Below are 25,122 nucleotides of genomic sequence, written 5' to 3' on the forward strand. Positions count from 1 at the left end.
CTTTGAGCTTTGACAGGGCTTCCACACCGGTATAAGCTGGATCCAATATGAACTCTTCTTGGGGGAGGTACTCTGCACACAATTCTACATGTTCCTTATTATCGTCAACCATTAGTACGCGTACAACCTTCTGTTCCTCGACCATGCCATTTCCTCCCCGATTTGGGTTTAATTATTTCAATTGTTTATTAAACCTTCACCATAGGTAATATCACAGAAAATGTTGAACCTTTCACTCCATCCAATTTTTCCCTGTTTTCCACCCATATTCTTCCTCCATATCTTTCGCAAAGAGCCTTAACTACTGAAAGGCCGATGCCATGACCCTCTGAGGCCGAGCCTGCATCTAAATTCTCGAAACGCTGGAAAAGAAAGGCCTTTCTTTCCTCGGAAATACCTCCTCCCTGATCCTTTACATCCATGCGCCAGTAGTTTAACCCTCCCTCCTCATGCTCTTGCAAAACGATGTCAATTGGCCAGTCCCCCGCATGCTTGCAAGCATTCAATATGAGATTGTGCACTAAATCTTTTACAAAGCTGTCACCTAACACTATTGCCTGCTTTGAAATAGGATGGAAATGAACATCCACATCTTCATATAAGATATTCTGCCGGATTGAGTCAAGAACTTCCATAATTACCTTGGGAAGTTCTATGGGTTCGAATGAGCGCACGGATTCCATGGTACGCAGGAGAGAAAGTTTTCGCACATCCGCAATTAAGGATGAGATATTTTCGGATTGAGCGAGGCAGCTCTTGACAAAGCGGCGCTGCCTTTCGTCGAGTTTTGGATCCTTGGCTAGCATCTCTAAATATCCATGGATGGGAACATTATAATTGGCCACATCATGTGTTAGCAATATTTGCAACATTTGTCGAGAAATAGCATGCTCATTGAGGCGGTTGAACATCTGCGCATTGTATAAGGCTGTAGCTGCCTGAAAGGAAAATAAATGGACAAGCCTAAAATCTTCTTCATTAAATGGAAGACCTGGGACCCTCTCCAAAGTCATGACGCCTAGTAGGTCGTTACCCATCTTTAATGGGACAGAGATTAGAGAAGAAGGGTCATCTGGAGTACCTGGAACATGTAATGAACGGGTATCCCTATCAGCTCTCTCTACCAACATCCCCTCTCTCGTTTGAGCCACAATTCCAGTAATTCCTTCTCCAACTCGAATAGTTAAACCTTCAACGACATTAGAATAAGGAGAGATGGAGGAGATGAGGTGAAGAGTTGCGGTGTTCTTATCCAACTGGAATAGATAAACTGCATCGGCACGAGCTAATTCTGCAGTTTTTGTCATTATTGCATATAAGACCTGCTTCGTCTCCCATCCGCTTGATACGATGTTCGATGTCTCATAAAGAGTGCTCAACTCCATATCTTTCAGAATCAAATCATCCATGAGCTTGATCCTATGCATGGAGAGCGCAAGCTGAGTACAAAGCATCTGAAGAAAAGGCAGAATGGACTGGATATTGGCAGTTTTGTCCGTAAACCCAAACGCCCCGCAACCATAAACCTCTTCTTTATATCGGATGGGAAGGCACACAAGGGATTTGACATCTTTATCCTCGAGAATGATTCTCGGATCGGACTGTACTCCTGTAGATATGAAGACCAAGCCGGATTGAACACCTCTATATAAAGGACCCTGCCCCACTAGATGAGATTCGAGCAAATTTCGCGCTCTTCGGAAATCGATTCCTGAGCATATCATGCGCGGCTTATTTTCCCTACCGATCAGCCGCATCACAGAAAAATCTGCTCCCACCGCGTCTACTAGTTTTTCCAAATGGTTTTCCAAACTTTGGAAGACATCATGCGCCTCTACAATCTCAGAGATAGTCTCAGAGAGGATTTCCAGCCCCTGCACGATTACTGTTTCATTTTCTTTCAAAGATAGAGAATGATGTGCTATATGACCAAAACCTATAGTCGATATGACATGGCCCTGATCATCGAGCATGGGTTGCAGACGCCAGTTCATGCGAATAGGACCTTTAACCTGAGAACTCAGAATAATCTCACCTGACCAAGGTTCTCCTGATTCTACCTTGGCTAAAGCGGAACTGATTAATTTATTGCCCATCGAATCGAGCTGGATTAGCTCTGAGAACTTTCTTCCTATAACATCCTCCCTTCTCATTCCTAATAGAAATTCAACAGATTCGCTGATGGCAATGACCGTGCCTTCATTGTTAATCGCTACAATTAAAAGACCTTCCCATTTCATGAGCTCCTGAGCAAGATCATATGAAGAGGGTGGCGAAGCATTACTGAGGATTTTTATTTCCGATATGAGTCTTATAAGAACTAGATCTCCTTCTCCACACAGTTTTTCCATTTTCAGCTTTAAGCTGGTACCTTTATCCTTAATCACACAATCTAATTCTTGAACATTTTTTGAGCCTAATTGATTCATTTCTAAAATGATTTCTTCAATACTTCCTTTCTCTACAGGTTGAATATACTCCATTATCGAATGCCCAACCACTTCTTCAATTCGAAGTCCGAGAAGCTCGACGAAGGACTTGGTCACCGAGACTAGCACCCCATCTGTACTGACGCATGCGATATAGGATGGCCAGGTGTCCGAATTCATCATTTAATTTCCCCGTCTATGACTCTGATATTCGGAAGCACGTGAAAATAGCATCTTTTTCCACAAGATGCCTAATTGCACGTCCCTCTTTCATTAATCACACTATCATGACCATATTTAATGCTACTTTTCATCTGTTCATCGCGTGAAAATCTTAATCGTTGGGAGGTGAGCCAGAAAAGACTTTTTCTGAATAGTTTAAAAAAACAATATTTGAATTTAAAACAAGTGTTCAGAACTAACGTGTTACGACGGATTTGATTTCAAAGTGGCAAAATGATTCCTATATGAATTGATTTCATCCATCCGGATTCGATACTTCTAAATAGGATTTAACTATTCTGCGCCCGCGGGAGCGCTCGGGTGGGTCTCACCCCCGATTCTCCTCCTTAGATATTGTCAACAGTTCCACCTTGCAATGCCTGCCCGAGACTCCTTTCATTTATATTTTTTAATGATTTGTTTTCACCCATTTTTATGAGAATTAGATTTCCCCTGATAAATATAAATTATCAAAAGCCAGGAGATTTAAATCAACCGATAACTTGATGAGTGGGGAGCGTATATGAGGGAATACTTAAGGTGCTTGGATGGATGAAGGGGACTTCACCAAAGCCCGCTCTATGCTTTTTCCCAGAAATGTGCTTGTGGGACATGGTGTAATAGAGCAGGTTCCTCAGGTGTGTAAGGATTTTAATCTCTCAGGTACGGCTCTAATAATCACCGGTGATAAGACCATTAAGGTCGCTGGAGAGTTGATCCTAGATGGCCTAAAGAGAAAGGGATATGATGTTCATGTGATCAATACCGGTGAAGCCACTGATGAGAACTTGGCCAAAGTTGAGGATGTGGCCCGTGAGGTAAAAGCAAATTTTCTTCTAGGCGTCGGAGGCGGGAGCAAGATAGACTTAGCCAAAATGACTGCCAAGGATTTAGGCGTGGAATTTCTCTCCATTCCGACTTCAGCATCTCATGATGGTATAGCTTCAGGTCGGGCCTCGATTAAGAATAAAAGCATTCCGGTTTCCATGGATGCTAAGGTCCCATTGGGAGTGATTGCAGATACCTCAGTGATCGTTAAAGCCCCTTACCGTCTTCTGGCTGCCGGATGCGCAGATGTTATCTCCAATGCCACTGCATTGATGGATTGGGAGTTTGCCCGTAGGTTACGCAATGAAGAATTTTCTCGTTCAGCCTGGGCGCTAGCCAACTATACTGCTCAAACGATGATTGAGAATGCAGAATTCATAAGACCTAATCTTGAGGAAAGCGTTTGGATAGCGATTCGTCCGATAATAATATCCGGAATCTCTATGTCTGTGGCTGGTTCTTCAAGACCAACAAGCGGTTCGGAACATATGTTCTCACATGCGTTGGACATCATAGCCCCAGGAAAAGCTCTGCATGGAGAGCAATGCGGCGTTGGATGTATAATGATGATGTACTTGCATGGAGGGGATTGGCAAAGAATAAAGAACGCCTTAGCTAAAATTGGAGCGCCAACGACGGCTAAGGAGTTAGGATTGACGCGAGAGCAAATATTAGAAGCTCTTGTAACCGCGCATAAGATTCGCAAAGACAGGTTTACCATACTCGGTACGCTCGGTCTGACCTACGAAGCTGCTGAGAAAGTTGCTGAGATAACTAAAGTCATCTGAGGAGGAATAGGAATGGTTAATATCACTCTTATAGGTGTGAGGCAAGCCAAGGAAGGAGTGACCTTTATTTACAAGGGTTTCGTGCCAGAATGCCGCGATTGTAAATTGAAAGCCGTTTGCTTCAACCTCGACCCAGGTGGAATCTATCGTGTGAAGGCGGTAAGAGATGTAAGACATGATTGCAAGATTCATGATGATGCTGTTCAGGTCGTGGAAGTGGAGAAACTATCAGCCTCTGTGGCAATCGCTCAAAAATTCGCCTTAGAAGGGAGCACTATCACCTATGACGAAGTCAAATGCAAGAACCTTGGGTGCGTAAACTTCCGCTTGTGCCACCCACAAGCTATTGAGAGGGGGGGTAAATACAAAATTAAAGAAGTAAAAGGTGAGTTGGAGTGCCCCGAGGGCAATAAGGTCATAGAAGTCGTCGTAGAGTGAGATATGATAAGATAACATTGATCTTCTCTATTCATGATACCTCAATTCTCATTCTTTTCTTCTTTTCATTTCATCTGAAACATACCCAGCCATGTCTCTTAGGTTCATGACCTCCAAGAAATAATGAATATCATATCGCGTGAGTTCTCGGAAAAGGGCTAAGAATGCAAAAAAGACCGGTATTTCCAATAACGCGAAGAATAGAAGATCATACCAATAACGAATTGGGTGTATCTGGAAAATTGAATAAAGGACTATGGCAGATAATATCCCCGCAATAATGTGCAATATTATTCGTAGATTGGATTTAGTCTGTGTAAGTCGAAATACCGTGACTCTGACCATTAACATGAAGACGAAAGAAACGAGAACATTTGCTAAAGCAGCACCATTAACACCTAGCCCTAATGTCCGGAAACCGTTTAATGAGGAGGGGACTAAAGTCAACAACAGGATGATGTTCAATAACAGCGCCAACCCTACCAATTTAGCAGAAATGTCTGGACGGTTTATCCCTCCTATTTGTGGTGTGTATGCCTGACTAAGGAGAGAGATATAAGTTGCCAAGGCTAGGATTCGCATAGGCTCCGAGGCAGGAGCATAAAGTTCGCCCAAGAATGTGACGACAGTCTCAGTAGGGAATAGGGCGATCACTACCACTACGGGCAATGAAAGCATAGATATGTATCTCTCCGCACGATGTGTCACGGCGCGAATTCCTTCGAAGTCCCCCCTGCTATGCATCTGGGAAAAGGCGGGAAAGGTCAACGTAGTGACAGCTACTCCAATGAATCCGACCACGCCCAACAGCGTCTGTGGCTGAGAGAAGAAGGCGACGTCCGTTGTGGATCCGAAGACTTCGATTATTAGCTTATCCAAATTCCAAGATATAGTACCGAAAACAGTTATAAAGGATATGGGCACGGCATATTTGAAATACTCTTTGAACAGAGTCGGTCTAGTCCAATGTATCTTCTCTCGGCGTATTAGCATTAAACCCACAACGACGATGACCAGCCCCCCTATAACATAGGTATATGCCAAGGGTACTGCTCCCCATCTTCCTAGCGCGACCAAAATCATCAGAGGAGTGCGAGAAAGAGGCTCTGCCAACACAATTAGCTGAGATTTTACAGCCTCCATTCTACCTTCATATGTGGTCCAGAAAATTGATGATATATTGTAGAATACGCTGTATAGTACGAAGAGAATAAGGATCGAAAGGCTAGTATCTGATATGGCCCCCGGTTGCAGCCATTGCCAGACAGTTATATAGGCAGTAGTGAAGACCACCATCCCAGCAGTAAGGGTCAATTTGATGGTAGTAAAAGTGCTGACACAATCATTGATGTCTTTACCTTCAGAAACTCGCTTCACATGTGCGGCCATGAAGCCAAAATCCGAGATGGAGTTGAACGTAGTGATTAGTGCCAGAGCCCAAGAGATTTGGCCATTAATCTCAGGACCTAGATAACGGCTGGTGAACATTAGGCCCACTAATGCCAGCACGGATGCCAGCACGCGAGCGACGAGAACCACCAGTGACTTGCGGCCCAGCAAGCTATCAAATGACTCAATATTTTAAATATATATAACGTTAGGCAAACTTTTTGCCAACTTATATTCAGCGGAAACTTTCTCCAGTTATCCGCTCAAACATTTCCACATATAGCTTACTTACTTCCTTCACTTTTTCCTCAGGGAGTGGGGGTATTGGTGGTTCTGGACGACCTGCTTTTCGAGCTGAATAAAGTTCATCATAATAGCCGATGGAGCGATAATACTGCCTTACGGTTTCTTTACTGAGCTCTACACAATTGCCCTTGATGTATTCGTCCTCATCCCACCATCGATCCTCATCCGCAGTCCCAAATGTGTCAACCACCATCAACCGGCGTTTATCATCAAACGCCAATTCCTTTTTTCCATCTACATGGATAAGCATTCGCTCCTCTACCTCACTGGCAATAAGCTTGTCTATCTTCTCTATCAATTCGATGGAACGATAGTACTCCTCCATTGTCATTCCTGAGATGCGTACTGCTTCCTCCATAGAAAGTAGACGATCCATTTTTTCCAACTTCGTAGTCACTTCGTAGAATGTACGAGGAAGCTTCTCACCATACTTAACCTCATGATGCCGAGGGAATCCGAGCTCCTCTGCGGAGATTTCTTTGGCTTTGACTCTATCATACAAGGAGCCAGCTACATAATGCCTTGATATGAATTCCAAAGGTATTAGATAATTGGCACGAGAGCAGTTTAGCTTGCTGTAATCCGCAATTACATCTACTTTTTGTACACGCATTCTGTTCGGAGGAACCAATTCCTTAAAATGTGTGCGTATCCCGGCTTTTCTCAGCACTTGGAACCAGAAAGCCGCCGTGCGGCACAATGTCTCTCCTTTATAGGGTATTTCTGATGGAATGATCTTATCGAAAACAGATATTTTATCGGTGAAAACGAACTCAAGGCTTTCCTCATCCACCTCATATACTTGCTTGACTTTGCCTACGCGCAACAGCCTCATTTCCCTCAACTCGTTGTAATCTGATAGGCGTTCATATTTCTTTTGGTTAAGAAGATAAGGCGACATTTCTGGCTATTGGAGAAAGGCTATAATCGGCATAATGCATTCCAACACAGATGCGGATAACAATCGAGGAAATCTCTTCGGCCTCGAAATGGGCCGAATTAGAAGATGAATGGCATGAGCTTCTTTCTTCCAGCGATGAGAATGATCTATTCCTCACATTCGATTGGCTGTACAGCTGGTGGGCCACTTACGGCGAAGGAAGGAAAATGCGTCTTATAATTGCACGTGAAAATGATGCCATCGTCGGCGTGGCTCCGATAATGATATCTTCTATTGGCAAGTTACTCAAATTGCGTATTGCCGAATTCATCGGTACAGGCCCTTCTGACCATCTTGGAATCATCTTGAAAGAAGGGAGGAGGGATGTTGCTCAGGCGATATGGATGCATCTAAATGATTTAGATGACTGGGACATAATGGATTTACGTGACATGAGAAGCGATTTAAGCACTGCATGTTCATTGACTCAAACGTCGCTTGAAGCTGAGAGAGAAGAGAACGTCGACCCTTATATTCCCCTCAGAGGAGATTTTGAAAGATATATGCGAAGTCTGTCCAAAAGTTACAAGCATAATATTGAGCGTTCGTGGAGAAGGCTTAATGAAGAACACATGGTAAGAGTAGAGGCTATAAAATCGCCAGAAAGAATGAAAGAGGCCTTTGATATTCTCCTGGCTTTGAATTCCCTACGCTGGCAAGGACGTGGGAAAAGCACTTTAGAATCCCCACCTATGAGAGAATTCCTAAAAAATGCCCTGAGGAGACTGGCACCGAAAAATAATGTCGTCTTCCATGTTCTATATGCAGAGGAGGTAGCGATTTCCATTACGCTGGGATTTCACTATGGAGGTCGCTATTTATACTATTTATCTGGTTTCAACCCGGAATATCATAACTTTGGACCAGGCAGATGCTTGTTGGCAAAAATCATCCAAGATTCGTACGAACAAGGGTTAAAGGAGGTGGATTTGTTGCGAGGTAATGAAGATTATAAATTTCGTTTTAACCCTGAGCAGCGAAAACTTCTTCGCTTCAGGACCAAAAAGAAAGGAGTGCGGGCTGGGCTATCAGAGTTAGTTGGCATCTAAGCTTTAGAAAAAAATGATATGACATCCTTCTTGTTCAATTGAAGGAATGCCTCTGCTCGACCCCTTAGGCCACTGGATATAGCGCGATATGAATTCAAGGCATCAGCCATAGCTACGTAATCAACTTTGCTCAGCTGTGAGGCGTGAGCACTGATTGCTTCAGCTTTCCGTTTCCACTCTTCTGTTATGTTGACGACTAGATTAGGAATCAACATACCCCAAACCTCGTACATGCAGGTATCAACCTCAAGATCTTCCTTTAGAAGGTCCAGATAAGCCTCAAATGATAAGAGATGTTGATCATGATTTTCCCATGGCGAGGGGACTAACACTAAATCTGGACCATACTCATCTATGCATTTAGCTATGATCCTTGACACCTCCTTTTTGCTTTTTGGAAATTCTTTTTTTGGAAGATAAAAATCAGTTACTCCCATGACCTCCATAGATTTTATCGCTTCTAGCTCTCTTTCCTTCAGGCTTGAAGCATGAATCTTCGGAAGAGACAGATAGACAATCTTCACATTTTTTCCTTGTGATATAGCCTTAATAATTAACCCACCACACCCAATGGCATCATCATCTGGATGAGGAGAAATGACCATGATCCTTCTACCTTCAATCGATTCCATCGACTTTGGATTCCAAGCACTGCCTGACAGCGAGCCCCTCAACCAAAAGCGCCTTGAAATTCGAAGAGCAATGAGCCTGAGCTCGAGGGAAACCTTGGACCAATCCATAAACATAGATAGCCTCATAGCGTTAAAACCATATTCATTCTACTGGCAGGTGTGATTACTTTGAAAGTAGCTATTCTTTCCTTGTTCGACTTCTCCGAGGTGAAAGGGGGTACTGAACTCTTCGTGAGCCATCTTCAAAAGGCTTTTCCTGAGTCGAGGATCATAACGTATTCTTCCAGCCATTCTCTCACTTTCTTGCCTAATTTGAGCAAGCTCAACCTAGAATATCCACGCATGGGATGGGCCATAAGCCGAGAGTTTGCGAGATTGAACAAGGAAGAAGAATTCGATCTTGTGATATGTAACGATTTAGCAGGATTGGGGCTGAATGTGCTTGAGCCTCAAATTCCAGCCATGCAAGTTTTCCATTATACTTATAGAGGTTTTGCCGAAAGCGCATTGCGGGGCCTTCCAGGCTATGTGCCTTCAAAACATTTTTTACCTTGGTTCGAGAAGGCCACGGCGCACGGAAAGCGTATTGTTGCCGTAAGTCACAAAACAAGAAGAGAACTCGAAAGCCTATACGGTAGATCAGCTACAGTAATTGAGAATGCTGTTCCTCTTGATGTATTCCACCCTTTACCCCAGGATGAATGCAGGGCTGAGTTAGGTATTAAATGGAAAGGTCCAATCGGGATTTTCGTTGGCCGTGCGGACCCATCTAAAGGGTTTGATGTCGTGAGACAAATAGCCAAATCACGAAAAGACATCAAAATCCTTTGCGTTACCGGAAGTAGGGTGGAGAAAGAAGATCGGGAAAAAATGATAGTATTCCAAAAGGTTCCAAATGAAGAGATGCCTAAATATTATTCTTCTGCTGACTTTTTACTTTTTCCCTCCCGATATGAATCTTCGAGTTATATTACTATCGAAGCTTTGGCGTGTGATCTTCCAGTCGTAGCGTATCGCACCGGTGTCTTCGAAGATATGGATAATGATAAAGTAGGGGTAATTGTAGAGCGTGTTGATTATGAGACCTTTATGAGGGCGATAGATCAAATTTTATCTATGGAAAGGGTTAAAACCAGAGCTTGCGCGGAAAAGAGGTTTTCAATGGAACGCTTCATAGCAGAATATAGAAAACTGGCACGTGAGATGTTAGAAAAAAATGTAATGACCGAATAAGTTGATTCGTTCGATCTCCATTCCATGCCAATACGCTATCCAACACTGTCCTCATCGAACTCCATACGCATTGCATTCACTAAGGCTTTGATGATTTCTATTCCAAATCCAGCTCTTCTTAAGGCTGGTCTAATATCATCTTTCCAGAAATATGCGTAGCAATCACTGCCGAGCCAAGACTTCAACCAATTTACAGTATTGATCTCCTCACGTCTACGCAACCTAATGAATGAATCAATATCAGATATGCTATCCCACCACCTAATCCCTTCCTTGAAGACATGATTGCATGGTATATTTTGATTTGTCAAATCAGCATATTGATAGAGAGGTAAATTGATGCCGGCGATGGTAGACATGACGTTCTGCATCCAGGTTCGACAGTTCAATTCAATCAGCACGTATTCTTTGCGCTCAGGATCAAACTTGAATTCCACCGAGCCTATTCCCTTGTAAGAGATGGACCTCAAGAATCTTTCTCCTAGCTCTTGGACATGATGATTTTTCCTGCTGATGGCTAAAGATGCGACGCCGAAATTGGGTGGCGCCTGCCTGGCCTTGATCCAAACAAAACTGGGGAATATTTGCCCCTCTTTCCCTACATACGCACAATACTGATACAAATCTTTTCCAGGCGGTAAAACAATCGATTGTACCATGGCTTGTAAAGATGAGTTAAATACCCGAGACATCCTGGCACGCAATTCTTGTTTATTATTAACAATGAATCCTTTGTTGCCGAAGACTCGATACCAAACATGAGAGTAAAAAGGCTTTACGAAAGCAGGAAAGGTTATTTCCTGCATATCATGCTCGAGTTCAGCCATGGATTTTGGGAATATTGTCCTGGGAATAGGTATGCCTGCTTTGCGCGCTAATTCATATTGCCTTTGCTTATTTAGGATGCATTCTGTAATATCCTCTGGCGGTACAGCAAAAACGAAATTCTTCCCTAACTCGTGACGGTAACGCGAAACTAGTAGCACATATGCATCTGAGCATGCCATTATCACTGGTTTTTGATCAGCATTCCTTGAGGCTTTTAAAAGTGCCTCCACCGTTGCCTCAGGCTCAGATACCGGATCAGGTGTCAAAAGCGGTTCCACATACTTGGAAAACAATCCAGGAATAGAGGGACGGTAATCTACCCCTATAACACGAATGCCGTTCCATCCTAAGCTCCTCGCCACCCCTAACCCATTAGCATCCATATTGAGCACGAAAACGCTACGGCTGGTGTCTAACTCAAGTTCCTCTACGGTATCCATAGAATTCCTGCCGGTTATATTTTCGAAAGATAGGCAATTTTCGAAAGATAGGCATTATGATAATATGTGAATAACATAGTAAATTCACTTGAATAGATATTCCACATGAGTTTTAAAATCTCCCTTATGAGCGCGTAGAATATTTGTAAGCGTGAGGCATGCGCAACAAATAAATACGCTCGAACATTACCACTTTCGATAATATTGCTGCTGCCCTGACCTTCTTCCAAAAATAGTGGAATAGTGGGAAATTAAAGCCGTGGGGATGGCTAGGCGGGATGGGATGGATAAATAATGATTTCAAGGGGATGCACTTGAGAAAGAGAAGGGAGTTAAATTCGTTCAGGGATGAGTTCAAAAAGGAGGGGCACCTAAAAATTCGTCCTTTGTCATTAAAAACAAGGCATCCAATCAAATGGTTTGCCATTTGCGGTTCTGTACCCTTTCGCAGATTTGCAAAAAGCGCTTTTTTAGCTCTTTTCTCGGTGCTAATTATTTTGTCCCTGAATCTCTTTCCCTGGGTTTCGGCTTCTGAATATATAATAACAACAAGAGAAGGTGAGCCATCACCCGGAACAACGGAGGTTATTGGTGATGACATCACCATAGGCGTACGCTCAGCGAACCTGACCGTAATTGCCATGACAAACAAATACAAAGTGTTGACGGAGGAATACGCCATCATTGCGGACTATTCAACTAGCTTCATTGAGTATCAAATCAGACCTTATTTTACCACCGATTATATTCGATATAAAAGAGTGAACCCCCAATATGCGGGAGATGGAACCATTGACCAATATGGTAACGCTCTCGATGGCGTTGCCATGACCATAACCAATTGGGGACAAGAGGGAAATGTCGTATGGTTCATTGAGTCATGTGCAGAATTCAGCATCAAACAGTCTTTCAATATCTACCGTGATTATTTTGAGTTGGATGTAACTTATAAACCAGGCACCAAAAATGTGCTGACCACATACTATATTGCTCTTTGTTCCTCAAGTGGTTCCATCTATAATCTCATGGCAGGTAAGATTAACCGTTATGTGCCAGGATTCCCAGAGGACACGCCAGCTAGTAACGGAATCGGAGGATACTATCCATCTTTCCAGATGTATGCACCTGCTTGCGATGTCCGTGTTCCCGGCGGCATATTGGGAGCTGAGTGGGGTTTTTCTGACACTGTTGCTTATATCTATTCGCCCATATGGTTGAGTGGTGGTGTTGGGGGTGCCTCAGCCTTTGCGATTAAATATTTTTCATATAATTCGATAGTGCCTAATATCGGTCTAGGGAAGGAGACTACGTTTCATGCATTCGTCCGACCTTATAAATACACCGATGGAAAGGAAAGGGGATATAATGTTGGCTACGCTCAATGGGTGGCGCCCAAGATCGCGTCTTATTGGGGCTCGTATGATGTCAACGCCTTCCCGTTAATGATTATGAGTACAGCCTCATGGAGTTCTTCATTTCGCTCTTGGGTTGAGAGCAGCCAGGTAAAAGTGGCGACATATTCAGAGAATATAAACCAAATCAATTGGAACTATAAAAGCGCTCAACAGTCTAATACCATTCCAGATACGCCTGCTTATGTTCCCACCTCGTGGCAAATCTATACTTCCAGCGGTACCCCTATGGTTATGGCAGATGGCAGCGTGATGTGTAATCCTGTGAGTGGCCCATATACCACTGCTGGTACGTATCGGTGGCAACTAATAAACAACGATCCGCAACAGAGCTGGTGGACTAGTTCTCGCGGAGTCTTTTGGGATGAGATAAATCTCTGGACGGCAGAAAACCGTTTGAAAAACGATTACCAGCAGCGCCCTGAATTTATTTACGATGGGTATCTAAAGTTGATGAAAGAAAGCAAGACTAGCGGTTATTGGGACTATATCATAGCCAACTCATTCAGCGCCTTACTTCATTTATCCATGGTGGCCGATCTCAACATCATTGAAGGATATGCTCCATCAAGCACCTATGGTTCAGATCTTACCAAGCATGTCTGGTCCACGATGAATTTTGTCAACAACATACCTGTTCAATATAGGCCTAACATTTTAGTGTATCAGAATTACGCCACTGGAAATTCCTACGATCAAGAAGACGTCTATTCCATTCTTTTCGGAGCGGCTAAATATTCCTTCAATGTAGCTTTGCAATCCTATGACTCCTATGATTCACAGATGCATAATCTGCGTATGGCAGAGGAAATGTTCAAGGCTATGGGTTGTACGCGCGATTCTGATGTTAGGACAGTAACGGTGGACACATTAGATATGGCTTATACCACCACCAAAATAACGTCTGCAGATATGTTGGTAATGAAAGGCTCAGGCTCGCCCACCATTACTCATTCTGGTAGCCCTAACATCTTTAAATTGACGAATCTTCGCTCGAGTTCAACAGCTTTCAAAATCGCTTTCACCACTTCTAATCTTTACCAATCGGGTAGTAATGTCCAGACCAGTGGAGCCATGGTTTTTACAACCGACGGAAAGGGCACATATCAAGGAACGATTGGCGCGGAGAAAACCGGGGAAATCGTCAAGAACAATAAAGTCCAAGTAAATCAAAAGGGAACAGGCAGCATTGGAGTGAGTCTTGTTTCTCTCTCTTCCAGCTCAGCTGAGATGAACTTAGCATCCACTGGTGGCACCACGGCATTCACACTGAGGGGTATGCAAGCCAATACCGCCTTCGACATTATTGTGAATGGGGTCGTGGTAAACACCGTAACATCCAGCGCCGATGGCACATTGAGCTTCGAGAGAGCATTCGGGACAGCAGATGTCTTAAAGGTGAATGTACACACCCAGGTAAATGATACGACCAAGCCTACCATATTGTCCTGCACTCCAGTCAATGGCGCTACTGGGATATCCATTGGAAGCACAGTCACATTGACCTTCAGTGAAGACATGAATAAGACCTCTGTGGAAGAAGTGTTTGCCCTGACTCTGGCGGGAAGTAAGGTGAGTGGGAAATTTTCATGGGCCTCGGGCTCAGCAATGATCTTTACTCCCGCTAGTACTCTTTCATACTCTTCGACTTATACTGTAAATGTGGGCACGGGGGCAAAGGATCTGGCCGGGAATGGGCTGGCAGCGACCTTCACCTCTCAATTCACCACAGTTCCAGTTCCAGATACCATAAAGCCTAACGTTATTTCCTGTTCACCTTCGAACGGTGATGTTGACGTTAGCGTGAGTGTTCAAGTAATAGTGGAGTTCAGCGAGGATATGGACAAAACTTCTGTGGAAGGGTCATTCTCTCTTAAAAATAGTTCAAGTACTGTTATGGGAACATTCTATTGGATTAACTCTCGAACCGTGCGATTCATTCCAAGTTCATCCCTCTCTTATTACACTATTTATACCATAAACGTGGGCACGGGGGCAAAGGATCTGGCCGGGAATGGGCTGGCAACGACCTTCACCTCTCAATTCACGACTATTTCAAATTCCCCGCCACCACCTGACCCCACTCCCCCAGGAGCTCCTACTAATCTCCTTGCTCAAGGAGGTGTGCGACAAATAACGCTAAGTTGGAACCCTCCTAGTTCTGATGGTGGATCCACCATAACTGGTTATAGGATTTACAGGGCAACTTCTGCCTCAGGACCGTTCACGCTAATAGCCTCTATATCTGCCATCAGCTTCTACCAGAACACCGGTCTGCCTAACGGCGCCACTTATTACTATAGAGTTAGCGCAGTGAATTCTGCTGGAGAGGGGGCACTTTCCACTTATGCTTTTGCAAAGACAGCAGAGCCCCCTGCCGCTCCCATAGATTTGTCGGCCACCCCTTATCTAGGCAAGGTGAGCATTCGATGGTCTGCACCCTCGAGCGATGGCGGGGCACCAATTATAAATTATAAGATATATCGAGGCACCGTAAGCGGAGCCGCTTCTTATTATATTACAGTGGGATCAACCTACTTTGATGATGTCAACGTCACCAATGGCGTGACTTATTATTATGTGGTCGCAGCCGTGAACGAAGCTGGAACAGGACCTAAATCCATTGAGGTTTGGGCGAAACCCGGAGCGGTGCCAACAGAGCCTATTTTCGTTATGGGCACATCAGGAGACCGTCAGATTCTTCTGACCTGGTCACCACCTCAATCGGATGGGGGACTCGCGATTCAATGGTATAAGATTTATAGAGGAAAGACGGAGAATTCAATTTCACACATTGCTAATACCACCTCACTATCCTATCTGGACCTGGGATTGGAGAATGGGGTTACCTATTTCTACCGTGTAAGCGCTGTGAATGGGGCGGGGGAAGGCGCGCTTTCCAAGGTCGCCAAGTGCAGACCAATGACCACGCCTTCAGCGCCTTCGGAGGTTCAGGCAATAGGAGGAAATGGTGAGATAAAAATTAGCTGGTCAGCACCAATAGATGATGGAGGAAGCTCCATAATGGGATACTGTGTATATCGCTCGGCGATTTATGGTGGTTGGAGCTTCCTGGCGTTTGTTGAAGATGGTTTAGAATATTTCGATCGTGGACTGGCAAATAATGCCACATATTTTTATTTGATCAGAGCTTTGAATGGCGCCGGAGAAGGTGAAGCTTCACAAGTGGTACAGGCAACAACGAGTTGTCAACCCCCTTCTTCACCTCTTTCACTAACGGCGATATCTCGAGATAGAGTGATTGAATTGCAATGGACACCGCCGCAAGAAAGCGGTGGGAGCCCTATAATTGGCTATGTAATTTATAGGGGCATGGAATCAGAACCTATGGAGATCCTGGCTAAAGTCCAGACCACCAAATTTATCGATACCAATCTTACCAATGGGAGAGAGTACCATTATTCAGTATCGGCCTTCAATTATGCCTATGAAGGGGTTCCGACTTCCTCGGTGAGCGCTATCCCTAGGAATGTGCCCGGAGCGCCTGTCGAATTTTCGATAAGTATCCATCGCAATTCTGTTATCATGAGTTGGTCACAACCTGAGGAAGACAATGGCTCGGCCATACTGGGATATCGAATCTATGAAAAAATCGATGGTGTTTGGATCCTGACAAGGGAGTTGGGGGCAAATGTCACTGAATGCATTTTGGAATTCTTAGCTCTTGGAAGTTTTCATGAGTACCAACTTCGCGCTTTCAACGAAGTGGGAGAAGGGACAGGAGTGGGAGCCATTATCCGCGTGCCCGATGTGCCCAATAAACCAGAAATTCTCCTTGTGAAGGGGGGATGGAAGAATGTTACCCTCATATGGTCAGAGCCATCTAATGATGGTGGGGCACCGATTTTGGAATATGTAGTTTACCGCGCTATAGAGCTGGGTCCATTCCAGATCGTGGCCATCCTCTCCTCCCATCAATTCAAATTCATCGACGCGGGGCTCATGCCCAATGTCACCTATCGTTATATCGTTGCGGCTATGAATGAGATGGGCACAGGAATTCCTTCGGAAATCGCTCAGGCAACAGTCCTATCCGATCCTTCGCTTGGGGAAGGGCGCGCCATGGAAAAGAGTTGGGTTGGAGAGTATGGAGGTGCTATCATCGGTGGTGGTGGTGTGATCCTTCTCACGATCCTGATCATCGGCATATGGCTGATTCGGGCCTCTAAAAGGGACTCTAAGAATGACGAGGATAAAGGAGTGCAGCTCAAGAGAAAAAGATGACCGTCATCTCCAGCCGATGCCCGTTCCGAAAAGTTCGAAGGCCGCGCCAACCAAGCTTAGAATCTTAGGCAGTTTATCGGTCTCTACTGCAACTTCTGAGCTTGGAGATATGGTCCTCGTCGACCTTCGCGTTGCCGCTAAATCGATTTGATGAGCCATGTATGAGAAGAAGCTCACCTTTTCAGGGAAATTCTTGTGCACCAAATGAGCGTTGTTCCTGCCATACATATACCTAAGGCGCAGATACCATTTCAAGCGATCCTTGCGATAGGAGCCTTCGCACCATTCATGCCTCACGCCTGCCTTTTCCACATAACGTATTTCATGACCTGTGCGGAGAACGCGCAGGCAGGCATCTGCTTCGTCCTGATGGTAGCGGAAGTAGGGGTCAAAGCCTCCGATTCTTCGCAGGATCTCGGTACGAAAGGACATATTACAACCTACCATTATAGGAAGCAAACCCGTCAGATCATGCCCACGAGATGCGTCGAACCAATCACCATAATAGTTTATGGCGCTCCTCCCTATGGCCAAGGTACCATCCATGTAGTAGACTGGACCTCCTACTCCGCCCACTTTAGGGGAATCGTAACCTGAGATCAAGCTGATCATCCATTCTGGACAAGGGATTGCATCGTCATCGATGAAACAAACTACCTTGCCCCTCGCTTTCTCCATTCCGAGATTTCTAGCGATAGATATACCTTCGAGTTTGGGTTGAGTTACCAATTTTATTTTCTCTGCTCTTTCCAATTTCTCTAAGAATTCTCTGGTACCATCTGAGGATGGGCCGTCAACTACCACTATTTCACCTGGTGGTGGGGAAAGCTTCTCAATTGCTTGCAAGCATCTCTGAAGCCATTTCTTGCGATTGTAGGTGCATATCACGATTGAGACTTCCTCAGGATTCAGATTATCTCCTCAGCTCTTCATGTGCATCCCTATGAGAAATGAAAATCATTTCGGAGACCCTATCATTTACTTCGATATTATCTATTCGAAAAATGATAATGACGCTCTTTCATTTATCGAAGGGCTTGTAAAAATTTTCCTGGCTGGATATAGGAATTCAATATAAAAATAAGTGAATTTTCAAAAAGGCATTATCAACCCTGATATCTAGGTGATTCAATTTATAATGGAAATTATGCGGTAAGGTTTCTAGATAGGAAGCAGAGGGTGAAAGGACTGAGATGACAATAAGGTCCTAACCTCTAATGGGGAGACGCTTCCCCAGCAACATAGGTCTTTGCACAGAGCCAGGAAGAGGATGAAAATGATTGGGAGCGATACGATTAACGAAGCAAAAGCACCGAGCTCTTCCCTTAAAGAGGATAATGAGTCGTTCTGCTTCGAAACCAAAGGTAATCAAGAAGTGACAAGGAGCACCCAATCACCGCTGTCATTTTTCCGCCAGGCATTGGCCCGTGGCGCTAGACTGCTCAGTGGGAAGGAGCCGGAGAAGGCCAGACTTTTCAAGAAGGGAATAAAAGTCCTGGACCGTTCGGCGTCTATACGCCTGGCAAGATTCTTTTCCATCCTTTTCACCTTCATTTTCCTTTTGGGCCCATGCGCCCCCCTCTTCATGGCTATCCCCGCAACGGCTGCATTAGATAGCGCTGGCAGTACAGGCACCGCATTGGAATTTGTCCCCAATTCAGAGGATTTCACACTTGGAGCCTTATCCTCTAACCTTACTATAACAGTATCAGGGACCCTGATCACTGTTTGGACTGAAGAATATGCAATAAAAGTAGATTTTTCTACCTCTTTTGTGGATTACCGCATACAACCCTATTTCTGCACTGACTTCATTCGCTACCGGCGTGTTAATCCTCAATACGCTGGTGATGGTACTTACGATGCAAATGGCAACGCCCTTGATTCTGTTTCTATGACCATATCATCCTGGGGGCGCTCAGGCAACAACGTATGGTTCATCGAGTCCTGTCCTGAGTTCTCACTAAATCAGTCTTTCCGCGTCTATCGTGATTATTTCGAGCTAGATGTCACCTACAAACCGGGAACTAAGAAAGTCTTGACCACATATTTCATAGGATTGTACTCCGCCTCCAATTCACTTTATAGCCTGGTGAATACCGCTACTGGACGCTTCAATCGATATATACCAGGCTATGCAGAAGATACTCCAGATGGGTATGGCTTTGGAGGATGGTATCCATCCTTCAAGATGTTCGCACCCGCCTGCGACCTCCGCGTACCAGGGAAGAATTTAGGGGTGGAATGGGGATATAACGAAACAGTAGCCTATCTGTATTCTCCAGTATGGATGAAGGATTGCGGAACGGGCGGAGCTTCGGTCATGGCGTTGAAGTTCTCCTCCAAGAATTCTGTCGTTCCCAATGTAGCCTTGGGAACTGAGGAGACTTTCCACATGTTCTGTCGACCCTACAAATATTCGGACGGCAAGCAGAGAGGCTATAATGTGGGATACGCTCAATGGGTGGCGCCCAAGATAGCTTCTGCCTGGGGGAATCATAACACACCCATCTTCCCTCTAGCCGTAATGGATCTGGGCTCGTGGACGAGTACATTCCGTTCCTACGTGGAGAACAGCGAAATCAAGCTAGCTACCTATTCCAAGAACCCTAATCAAATAAATTGGAACTACAAATCCTCACAGATCTCCAATACGAACCCAGGAGATGCTGCCAACGTTCCCTACTCATGGCAGATAATCACTTCCTCAGGAGCTCCGATGCTTACCAATGACGGAACCAAGGTCATATGCAATCCTGTGAGCGGTCCTTATAATACACCAGGTACATACAGATGGCAACTCATAAACAACGACCCCTACATGGCCTGGTGGACAGGTACCAAAGGAGTATTCTGGGATGAGATGAATCTTTGGACCGCGGAGAATCGCTTGAAGAATGATTATCAGCAGAGATCCGATTTCCTTTTGGACGGCTATTTACGCTTGGTGCAAGAGTCCTATGCCTCTGGCTATTGGGACTATGTAATCGCTAATCCCTTCACAGGCCTGCTGCATCTCAGCATTGCCGCAGATATTTGCCTTCTCGAGGGTTACGAGCCTTCAAGCATCTATGGTACCGATCTGGTAAAGCATGTTCATTCCACTATGAACTTCGTGAACATGATTCCAGAAACCTATAGACCAAGAATACTTGTCTATCAGAATTATGCCACGGGCAATACTAATGATCAATTGGATGTCTATTCTGTGCTATTCGGGGCTGCCAAATACGGTTTCCATGTCACTCTTCTCTCGTATGATTCCTACGATTCGCAGCTGCGTTATCTGCGCATGGCAGAGGAAATGTTCAAAGCCATGGGTTGTACGCGCGATTCTGACGTCAGGACAGTAACGGTGGACACATTGGATCTAGCCTTGTCGAATTCCATCACAACCGCCGCACAGATGCTTGTGACTAAAGGCGCTGGCTCGGCTACGATTACAGCGACTGCGGATTTGTCGTCCTTCACCATCACCAATCTTCACGCCACCTCAAACACCTTCGACCTCAGGGTACCGAGCGGATCCTACTATATTCCGGGCCCTGGAGTCACCAAACTGTCTGATATGACCTACTCGGCGGATGGCTACGCCAAATTCTCGGGTAGAATCGATCCTGAGAAGACCTCCAAGCTCAATCGAGTCGATGATATCAAGGTATATCAGCGCTTAACCGGCAGCGCCACCATTAGCTTGTCTTCACTTGGCCCCAATGCGGATCTGACCGTCAGCTCTACTGGAGGGAGTACGGAAATAATCCTTCGTGGATATGCCCCTGGCAAGAGCTATGATATATTTGTGAATTCCGTGAAGGTGGACACGAAGATTGCAGCACAGGATGGAAGCATATCCTTCACCCGCAGCTATGGAAGCAACGATAGAGTTACGACCTCATTGTCCACTGCGGCTGACGTTTATCCTCCTCATGTCGTGTCCTGTTCACCCTCGCCTGGAGCCACTTCGGTATCCATAACCACGAAGATCAGGATAGTTTTCAACGAAAGCATGGATATCAATAGCGCGCAATCCGCCTTTTCCCTCTCCGGGACCTCGAATGTTGCTGGCAGCTTCATTTGGGAGGATGAGAATCGGGTGGTGACATTCTCTCCCTCAACCACGCTGTCTTATGCCACCACCTATACTGTCCAGATCAGCGTTGCCGCTCGTGACGTAGCGGGCAATGCCCTGTCCTCTTCTTATATCAGCACATTCACCACCGAAGCGCAACCAACCTTAATTGTCGTCCCCTCAGCACCCTTGTCATTGATGGCAAGCGGTGGGGTAAAATGCGCATTTTTATCCTGGTCCCCTCCCGCCAATGATGGTGGGGCTTCGTTATCAGGATATAAGCTGTACCGAGCGATCAACACGGGTGATGCAGGATATGCACCAGTGGCCACGTTGGGAAATGTGAACAGTTACACAGATGTGGGGCTATCCGATGGCACAGTCTATTATTACAAGGTTTCTGCCACAAACTCAGCGGGGGAAGGAGCTTTATCGGCAGAGGTTTCCTGTGTTACCTTTGCCCTGCCTTCAGAGCCGCTCTCTCTTTCCGGCGTGGGAGGAGTACGCAGCGTGACCCTTAGCTGGTCCCCACCCGCCTCTGACGGCGGAACGCCAATAACGGGATATCGCCTCTATCGTGGCACATCCACGACTTCTCAATCATTGATCGCAACGCTGGGCCCAGTTCTCAGCTTTGTCGATGCAAGCCTATCTAACGGAACGACCTATTATTACAGGGTGAGCGCGGTTAATGCGGTGGGAGAAGGGGGATCGAGCCCTATAGCCTCCACCACCACCTCCGTGCTTGTCCCTTCTGCCCCTCGGGGACTGATAGCCTCCGCCTCCAAGGACAGCATCACTTTGACTTGGACGGCTCCGACCTCAGATGGTGGTTCTAAGGTAACAGGATACAGGATTTACAGAGGTGCGTCTTCAGAAAATCTAGCCCTTATAGCCTCGATATCCAACGATACATATTATATGGATTCGGGTCTAGTGAACGGACAAATATATTATTATCGCGTCTCGGCCATCAATGTAGCTGGGGAAGGCTCTCTATCAGAAGTAGTTGCGGCAGCAACCTCAGCTCAGGTGCCATCAGCTCCCCTTTCCTTAATTGCTCTGGCAGGGGATGGATGTGCCACTTTATCATGGTCTTCTCCGCTCGTCTCCGGCGGCTCACCCCTGCTTGGATACAGATTATATAGAGCAGTAGGGACAGGAAGTATGTCGCTTATCAGGGTACTCGAAGACGTTTACTTCATGGACTCCAACCTGACCAACGGCCAGATCTATCGCTACACCGTAACAGCGCTGAATTCAGCAGGAGAAAGTGAGCCATCTAATGAGGTGTCAGTGTTACCGGTAGGACCTCCCAGCCAACCATTAGAACTTCAAGCCATACCGGGCAATTCTGTATGCACACTTAGCTGGTCTATTCCGGAGAATGATGGCGGCGCGGCTATCATTGGTTATAGAATCTATCGTGGACTTTCACCGAATAGCCTTTCTATGGTGGCTACAGTGGGTCAAGCTCTGACCTTTGTAGACGAGGGTCTTACGAACGGTCAGCAGGTATATTATGCCGTGGCGGCGGTTAATGAAGTGGGAGTAGGAGCATTGTCGCCCCAGGTCACCTGTGTCCCAGGCTTTGTGCCCTCCTCCCCCAGGAGCCTTACTGCAATAGGTGCGGATTCAAAGGTGGAGCTGTCTTGGAGCGCCCCGCTATTCGATAACGGTTTCAGCATAGAGGGATATGTCGTATACAGAGGGACCTCGCCCGATGAGCTGATTCCCTATGCCTCGCTAGGCAACGTACTTCAATTCACGGATTCGAGCGTTATCAATGGCGTCGAATATCATTACCGAATCACCGCCCGCAACGCCAAGGGTGAGAGTGGCTTTTCTCCCCTAGCATCTGCGCGCCCAGCAACTGTACCCTCTAGCCCCCAGCTACTATTTGCTTCTGCGGGATTGGGGACCATATCGCTTAGCTGGCAGCCTCCCCTGACAGATGGTGGCGATTCTATAATTGGTTACGTAATCTTCCGCGGTTCGACGGCCGATGAATTGGTGCAGATAGCCATGGTCACCTCTTCATCGTATCAGGACTCTGGATTAGGGCCAGGCATCATGTTCTACTATGAGGTCAGGGCCTTCAATGGGCAAGGCCTAGGTGCGGGTACTAAGGCATGGGCAAGAACATATGATTTGCCTTCCACACCTTTGAACCTCCAGGCTGTCGCGGACAAGGATAAGATCGCTCTCAGTTGGTCGGTTCCGAACTATAATGGTGGAACAGCAGTTCTGAATTATAAGATCTACAGAGGAGCCGCTCCTGGAAATCTGATTTGTGTGGCGCTGACCAACGAAACCTACTATCTTGATACAGGTCTGACGCCAGGAATTGAATATTATTACGCAGTATCAGCAGTGAATGCGGTGGGAGAGGGGATGAGGTGCGAAGTAGCTAGTGCTAGGCTGCCGGCCAGCGTCCCTTCATCTCCGACATGGATAGAAGCAACTACATCCGGCGCTATGATTTCTTTGAGATGGGCTGCTCCGACCTCTGATGGAGGCTCGATTATCGTTTCATATCGCCTTTACCGAGGACAGGGTTCAGAACCGATGATGTGGCTGACAGATGTAAACACTCCATCCTATATCGATGGACAAGTATCGCCCGGAATATCATATTCTTACAAGGTATCTGCTTTGAACGCCGTAGGCGAAGGTCCTGCGTCACCTGAGGTAAAGGTGCAGCTCTTGTTGCCACCCTCTCCTCCTGGTAACTTGGTGGCGACGAAAGGTAAAAATTCCGTAATGCTGACGTGGGAAAAACCTGAGCAGGATGGGGGAAGCGAAAGAATAACCTATGTAGTCTATCGCGGGACTTCACCATCTCAATTGACCAAACTTACCACCGTAAGCTCTGGGCTGAGCTTCACTGACACCGCTCTGCCGAAGAGCGACTTCGTCTATTACCGCGTTTCATCGCTAAATGCTGTAGGGGAGAGCGCGCTCTCCAACTTGGCATCGGTTTCCCTTAGCAAGAAACCTGCTCCTCCAAAAGGCTTGACGGTCACTGCGCAAGATGGAAAAGTGCTTCTAAGTTGGCAGTCTCCAGAATATGATGTTGGAGAGGAAGTACTAGGCTATACCATCTATCGTCAGAGCTCAGGAGAAGAAATGACGATGATAGCCAGCACCAATGGCACCTCTTATCTGGATGAGGGGCTGATAAACGGCCGTTATTATACATATGCAGTGGCTACCATAACGCCTATGGGTATAGGGGAGGCGCTTGAAGGTCCTCCTGTAAAGCCTTATGGACTGCCCGATCCGCCGCTTTCACTCACCTATGTCCCTTACGATGGGATGGTAGTGCTCAAATGGGATGCTCCAGATTACGATGGTGGAGCGGATATAGAGGCTTATAACATCTACCTCAAATCTAAGAGCGGGACAATATTAATCGGGCAAGTTACAGGGCTAATGAACAGCTTTGCAGTTCACGATGTGCCGGATGATGAACAAGTTAATTTCATGGTTACAGCCGTGAATGCCGCGGGAGAGAGTTCCGCGGCCATAGTCCAAGCTATGCCCAAAAGCGCGCTAGATGTGAAGACTGGTATATCTGATGGAGTTATACTGGGAGCCAGTCTCCCGGTCCTATTGGGAGCTGTGGCTTTGGCTGGGGCTGCTCTTGGTGCGGGTACTTGGGGTTGGCATCGCGGACAAACAGGCACGGCGAGAAAAAAGCCCTTGCAGAAAAGTTCTGTTTCTCCCGCGGAAGTAGTTAAGATGGTGCATGTGCGCCGTCCTCAGAGCCAGAACATCACTAAAAGGGCTTCTACACCCACCCAGAATATGGATCTCCTGTCCTTCGAGAGAACATTAAAAGATCTAGAGGTTACAGAACGCATTTGGTAGT

At 45.9% G+C, this 25,122-nt stretch carries 12 protein-coding genes; 6 read left to right on the forward strand and 6 right to left on the reverse strand.

Going from position 1 to position 25,122, the window contains the following annotated elements:
* Positions 1-188: 188 nt before the first annotated feature.
* On the reverse strand, positions 189-2,612 hold the full coding sequence (locus QW520_05025; protein MEM0449166.1) for a GAF domain-containing protein: 2,424 nt from the start codon (positions 2,610-2,612) through the stop codon (positions 189-191).
* 587 nt (positions 2,613-3,199) lie between these two features.
* On the opposite strand from QW520_05025, the gene QW520_05030 reads away from it, so the two are divergent.
* A complete protein-coding gene (locus tag QW520_05030; protein MEM0449167.1) occupies positions 3,200-4,267 on the forward strand; it encodes an NAD(P)-dependent glycerol-1-phosphate dehydrogenase in 1,068 nt (355 codons plus the stop codon).
* A gap of 12 nt (positions 4,268-4,279) precedes the next feature.
* Positions 4,280-4,705, forward strand: a complete 426-nt coding sequence (locus tag QW520_05035; GenBank protein ID MEM0449168.1) for a UPF0179 family protein — start codon at positions 4,280-4,282, stop codon at positions 4,703-4,705.
* Between the two features lie 48 nt (positions 4,706-4,753).
* Here the strand turns inward: QW520_05035 and QW520_05040 are convergent, their stop codons facing one another.
* Positions 4,754-6,265 carry an oligosaccharide flippase family protein gene (locus QW520_05040; protein ID MEM0449169.1) on the reverse strand — a complete coding sequence of 504 codons (1,512 nt, stop codon included), beginning with the start codon at positions 6,263-6,265 and terminating at the stop codon, positions 4,754-4,756.
* A 64-nt stretch (positions 6,266-6,329) separates the two neighbouring features.
* On the reverse strand, positions 6,330-7,235 hold the full coding sequence (locus QW520_05045; protein MEM0449170.1) for a phosphoribosylaminoimidazolesuccinocarboxamide synthase: 906 nt from the start codon (positions 7,233-7,235) through the stop codon (positions 6,330-6,332).
* A 116-nt stretch (positions 7,236-7,351) separates the two neighbouring features.
* On the opposite strand from QW520_05045, the gene QW520_05050 reads away from it, so the two are divergent.
* Positions 7,352-8,389 carry a GNAT family N-acetyltransferase gene (locus QW520_05050; GenBank protein MEM0449171.1) on the forward strand — a complete coding sequence of 346 codons (1,038 nt, stop codon included), beginning with the start codon at positions 7,352-7,354 and terminating at the stop codon, positions 8,387-8,389.
* Here QW520_05050 and QW520_05055 read toward each other — a convergent pair.
* Positions 8,386-9,135 (reverse strand): PIG-L deacetylase family protein, encoded by a 750-nt coding sequence (locus QW520_05055; GenBank protein ID MEM0449172.1) that lies wholly within the window; start codon positions 9,133-9,135, stop codon positions 8,386-8,388. The genes QW520_05050 and QW520_05055 overlap by 4 nt on opposite strands.
* Positions 9,136-9,252: 117 nt before the next feature.
* Between QW520_05055 and QW520_05060 the strand changes: the two genes are divergently transcribed.
* Positions 9,253-10,254, forward strand: coding sequence for a glycosyltransferase family 4 protein (locus QW520_05060; GenBank protein MEM0449173.1), 1,002 nt, complete (start codon positions 9,253-9,255; stop codon positions 10,252-10,254).
* A gap of 35 nt (positions 10,255-10,289) precedes the next feature.
* Here the strand turns inward: QW520_05060 and QW520_05065 are convergent, their stop codons facing one another.
* Positions 10,290-11,522: a hypothetical protein gene (locus tag QW520_05065; protein ID MEM0449174.1), complete on the reverse strand. Its 1,233-nt coding sequence runs from the start codon at positions 11,520-11,522 to the stop codon at positions 10,290-10,292.
* Positions 11,523-12,019: 497 nt separating this feature from the next.
* Here QW520_05065 and QW520_05070 point away from each other — a divergent pair, with 497 nt between their 5' ends.
* Entirely contained in the window at positions 12,020-17,179 is a 5,160-nt protein-coding gene (locus QW520_05070) for a fibronectin type III domain-containing protein (protein MEM0449175.1), read from the forward strand.
* Positions 17,180-17,182: 3 nt separating this feature from the next.
* On the opposite strand, the gene QW520_05075 is transcribed toward QW520_05070, so the two are convergent.
* Positions 17,183-18,091 carry a glycosyltransferase gene (locus QW520_05075; GenBank protein MEM0449176.1) on the reverse strand — a complete coding sequence of 303 codons (909 nt, stop codon included), beginning with the start codon at positions 18,089-18,091 and terminating at the stop codon, positions 17,183-17,185.
* A gap of 364 nt (positions 18,092-18,455) precedes the next feature.
* On the opposite strand from QW520_05075, the gene QW520_05080 reads away from it, so the two are divergent.
* Positions 18,456-25,121: a fibronectin type III domain-containing protein gene (locus QW520_05080; protein MEM0449177.1), complete on the forward strand. Its 6,666-nt coding sequence runs from the start codon at positions 18,456-18,458 to the stop codon at positions 25,119-25,121.
* The last annotated feature ends 1 nt before the right edge of the window (position 25,122 follow it).

This window comes from Methanomassiliicoccales archaeon, from assembly GCA_038740345.1.
Lineage (GTDB): Archaea > Thermoplasmatota > Thermoplasmata > Methanomassiliicoccales > UBA472 > JAJRAN01.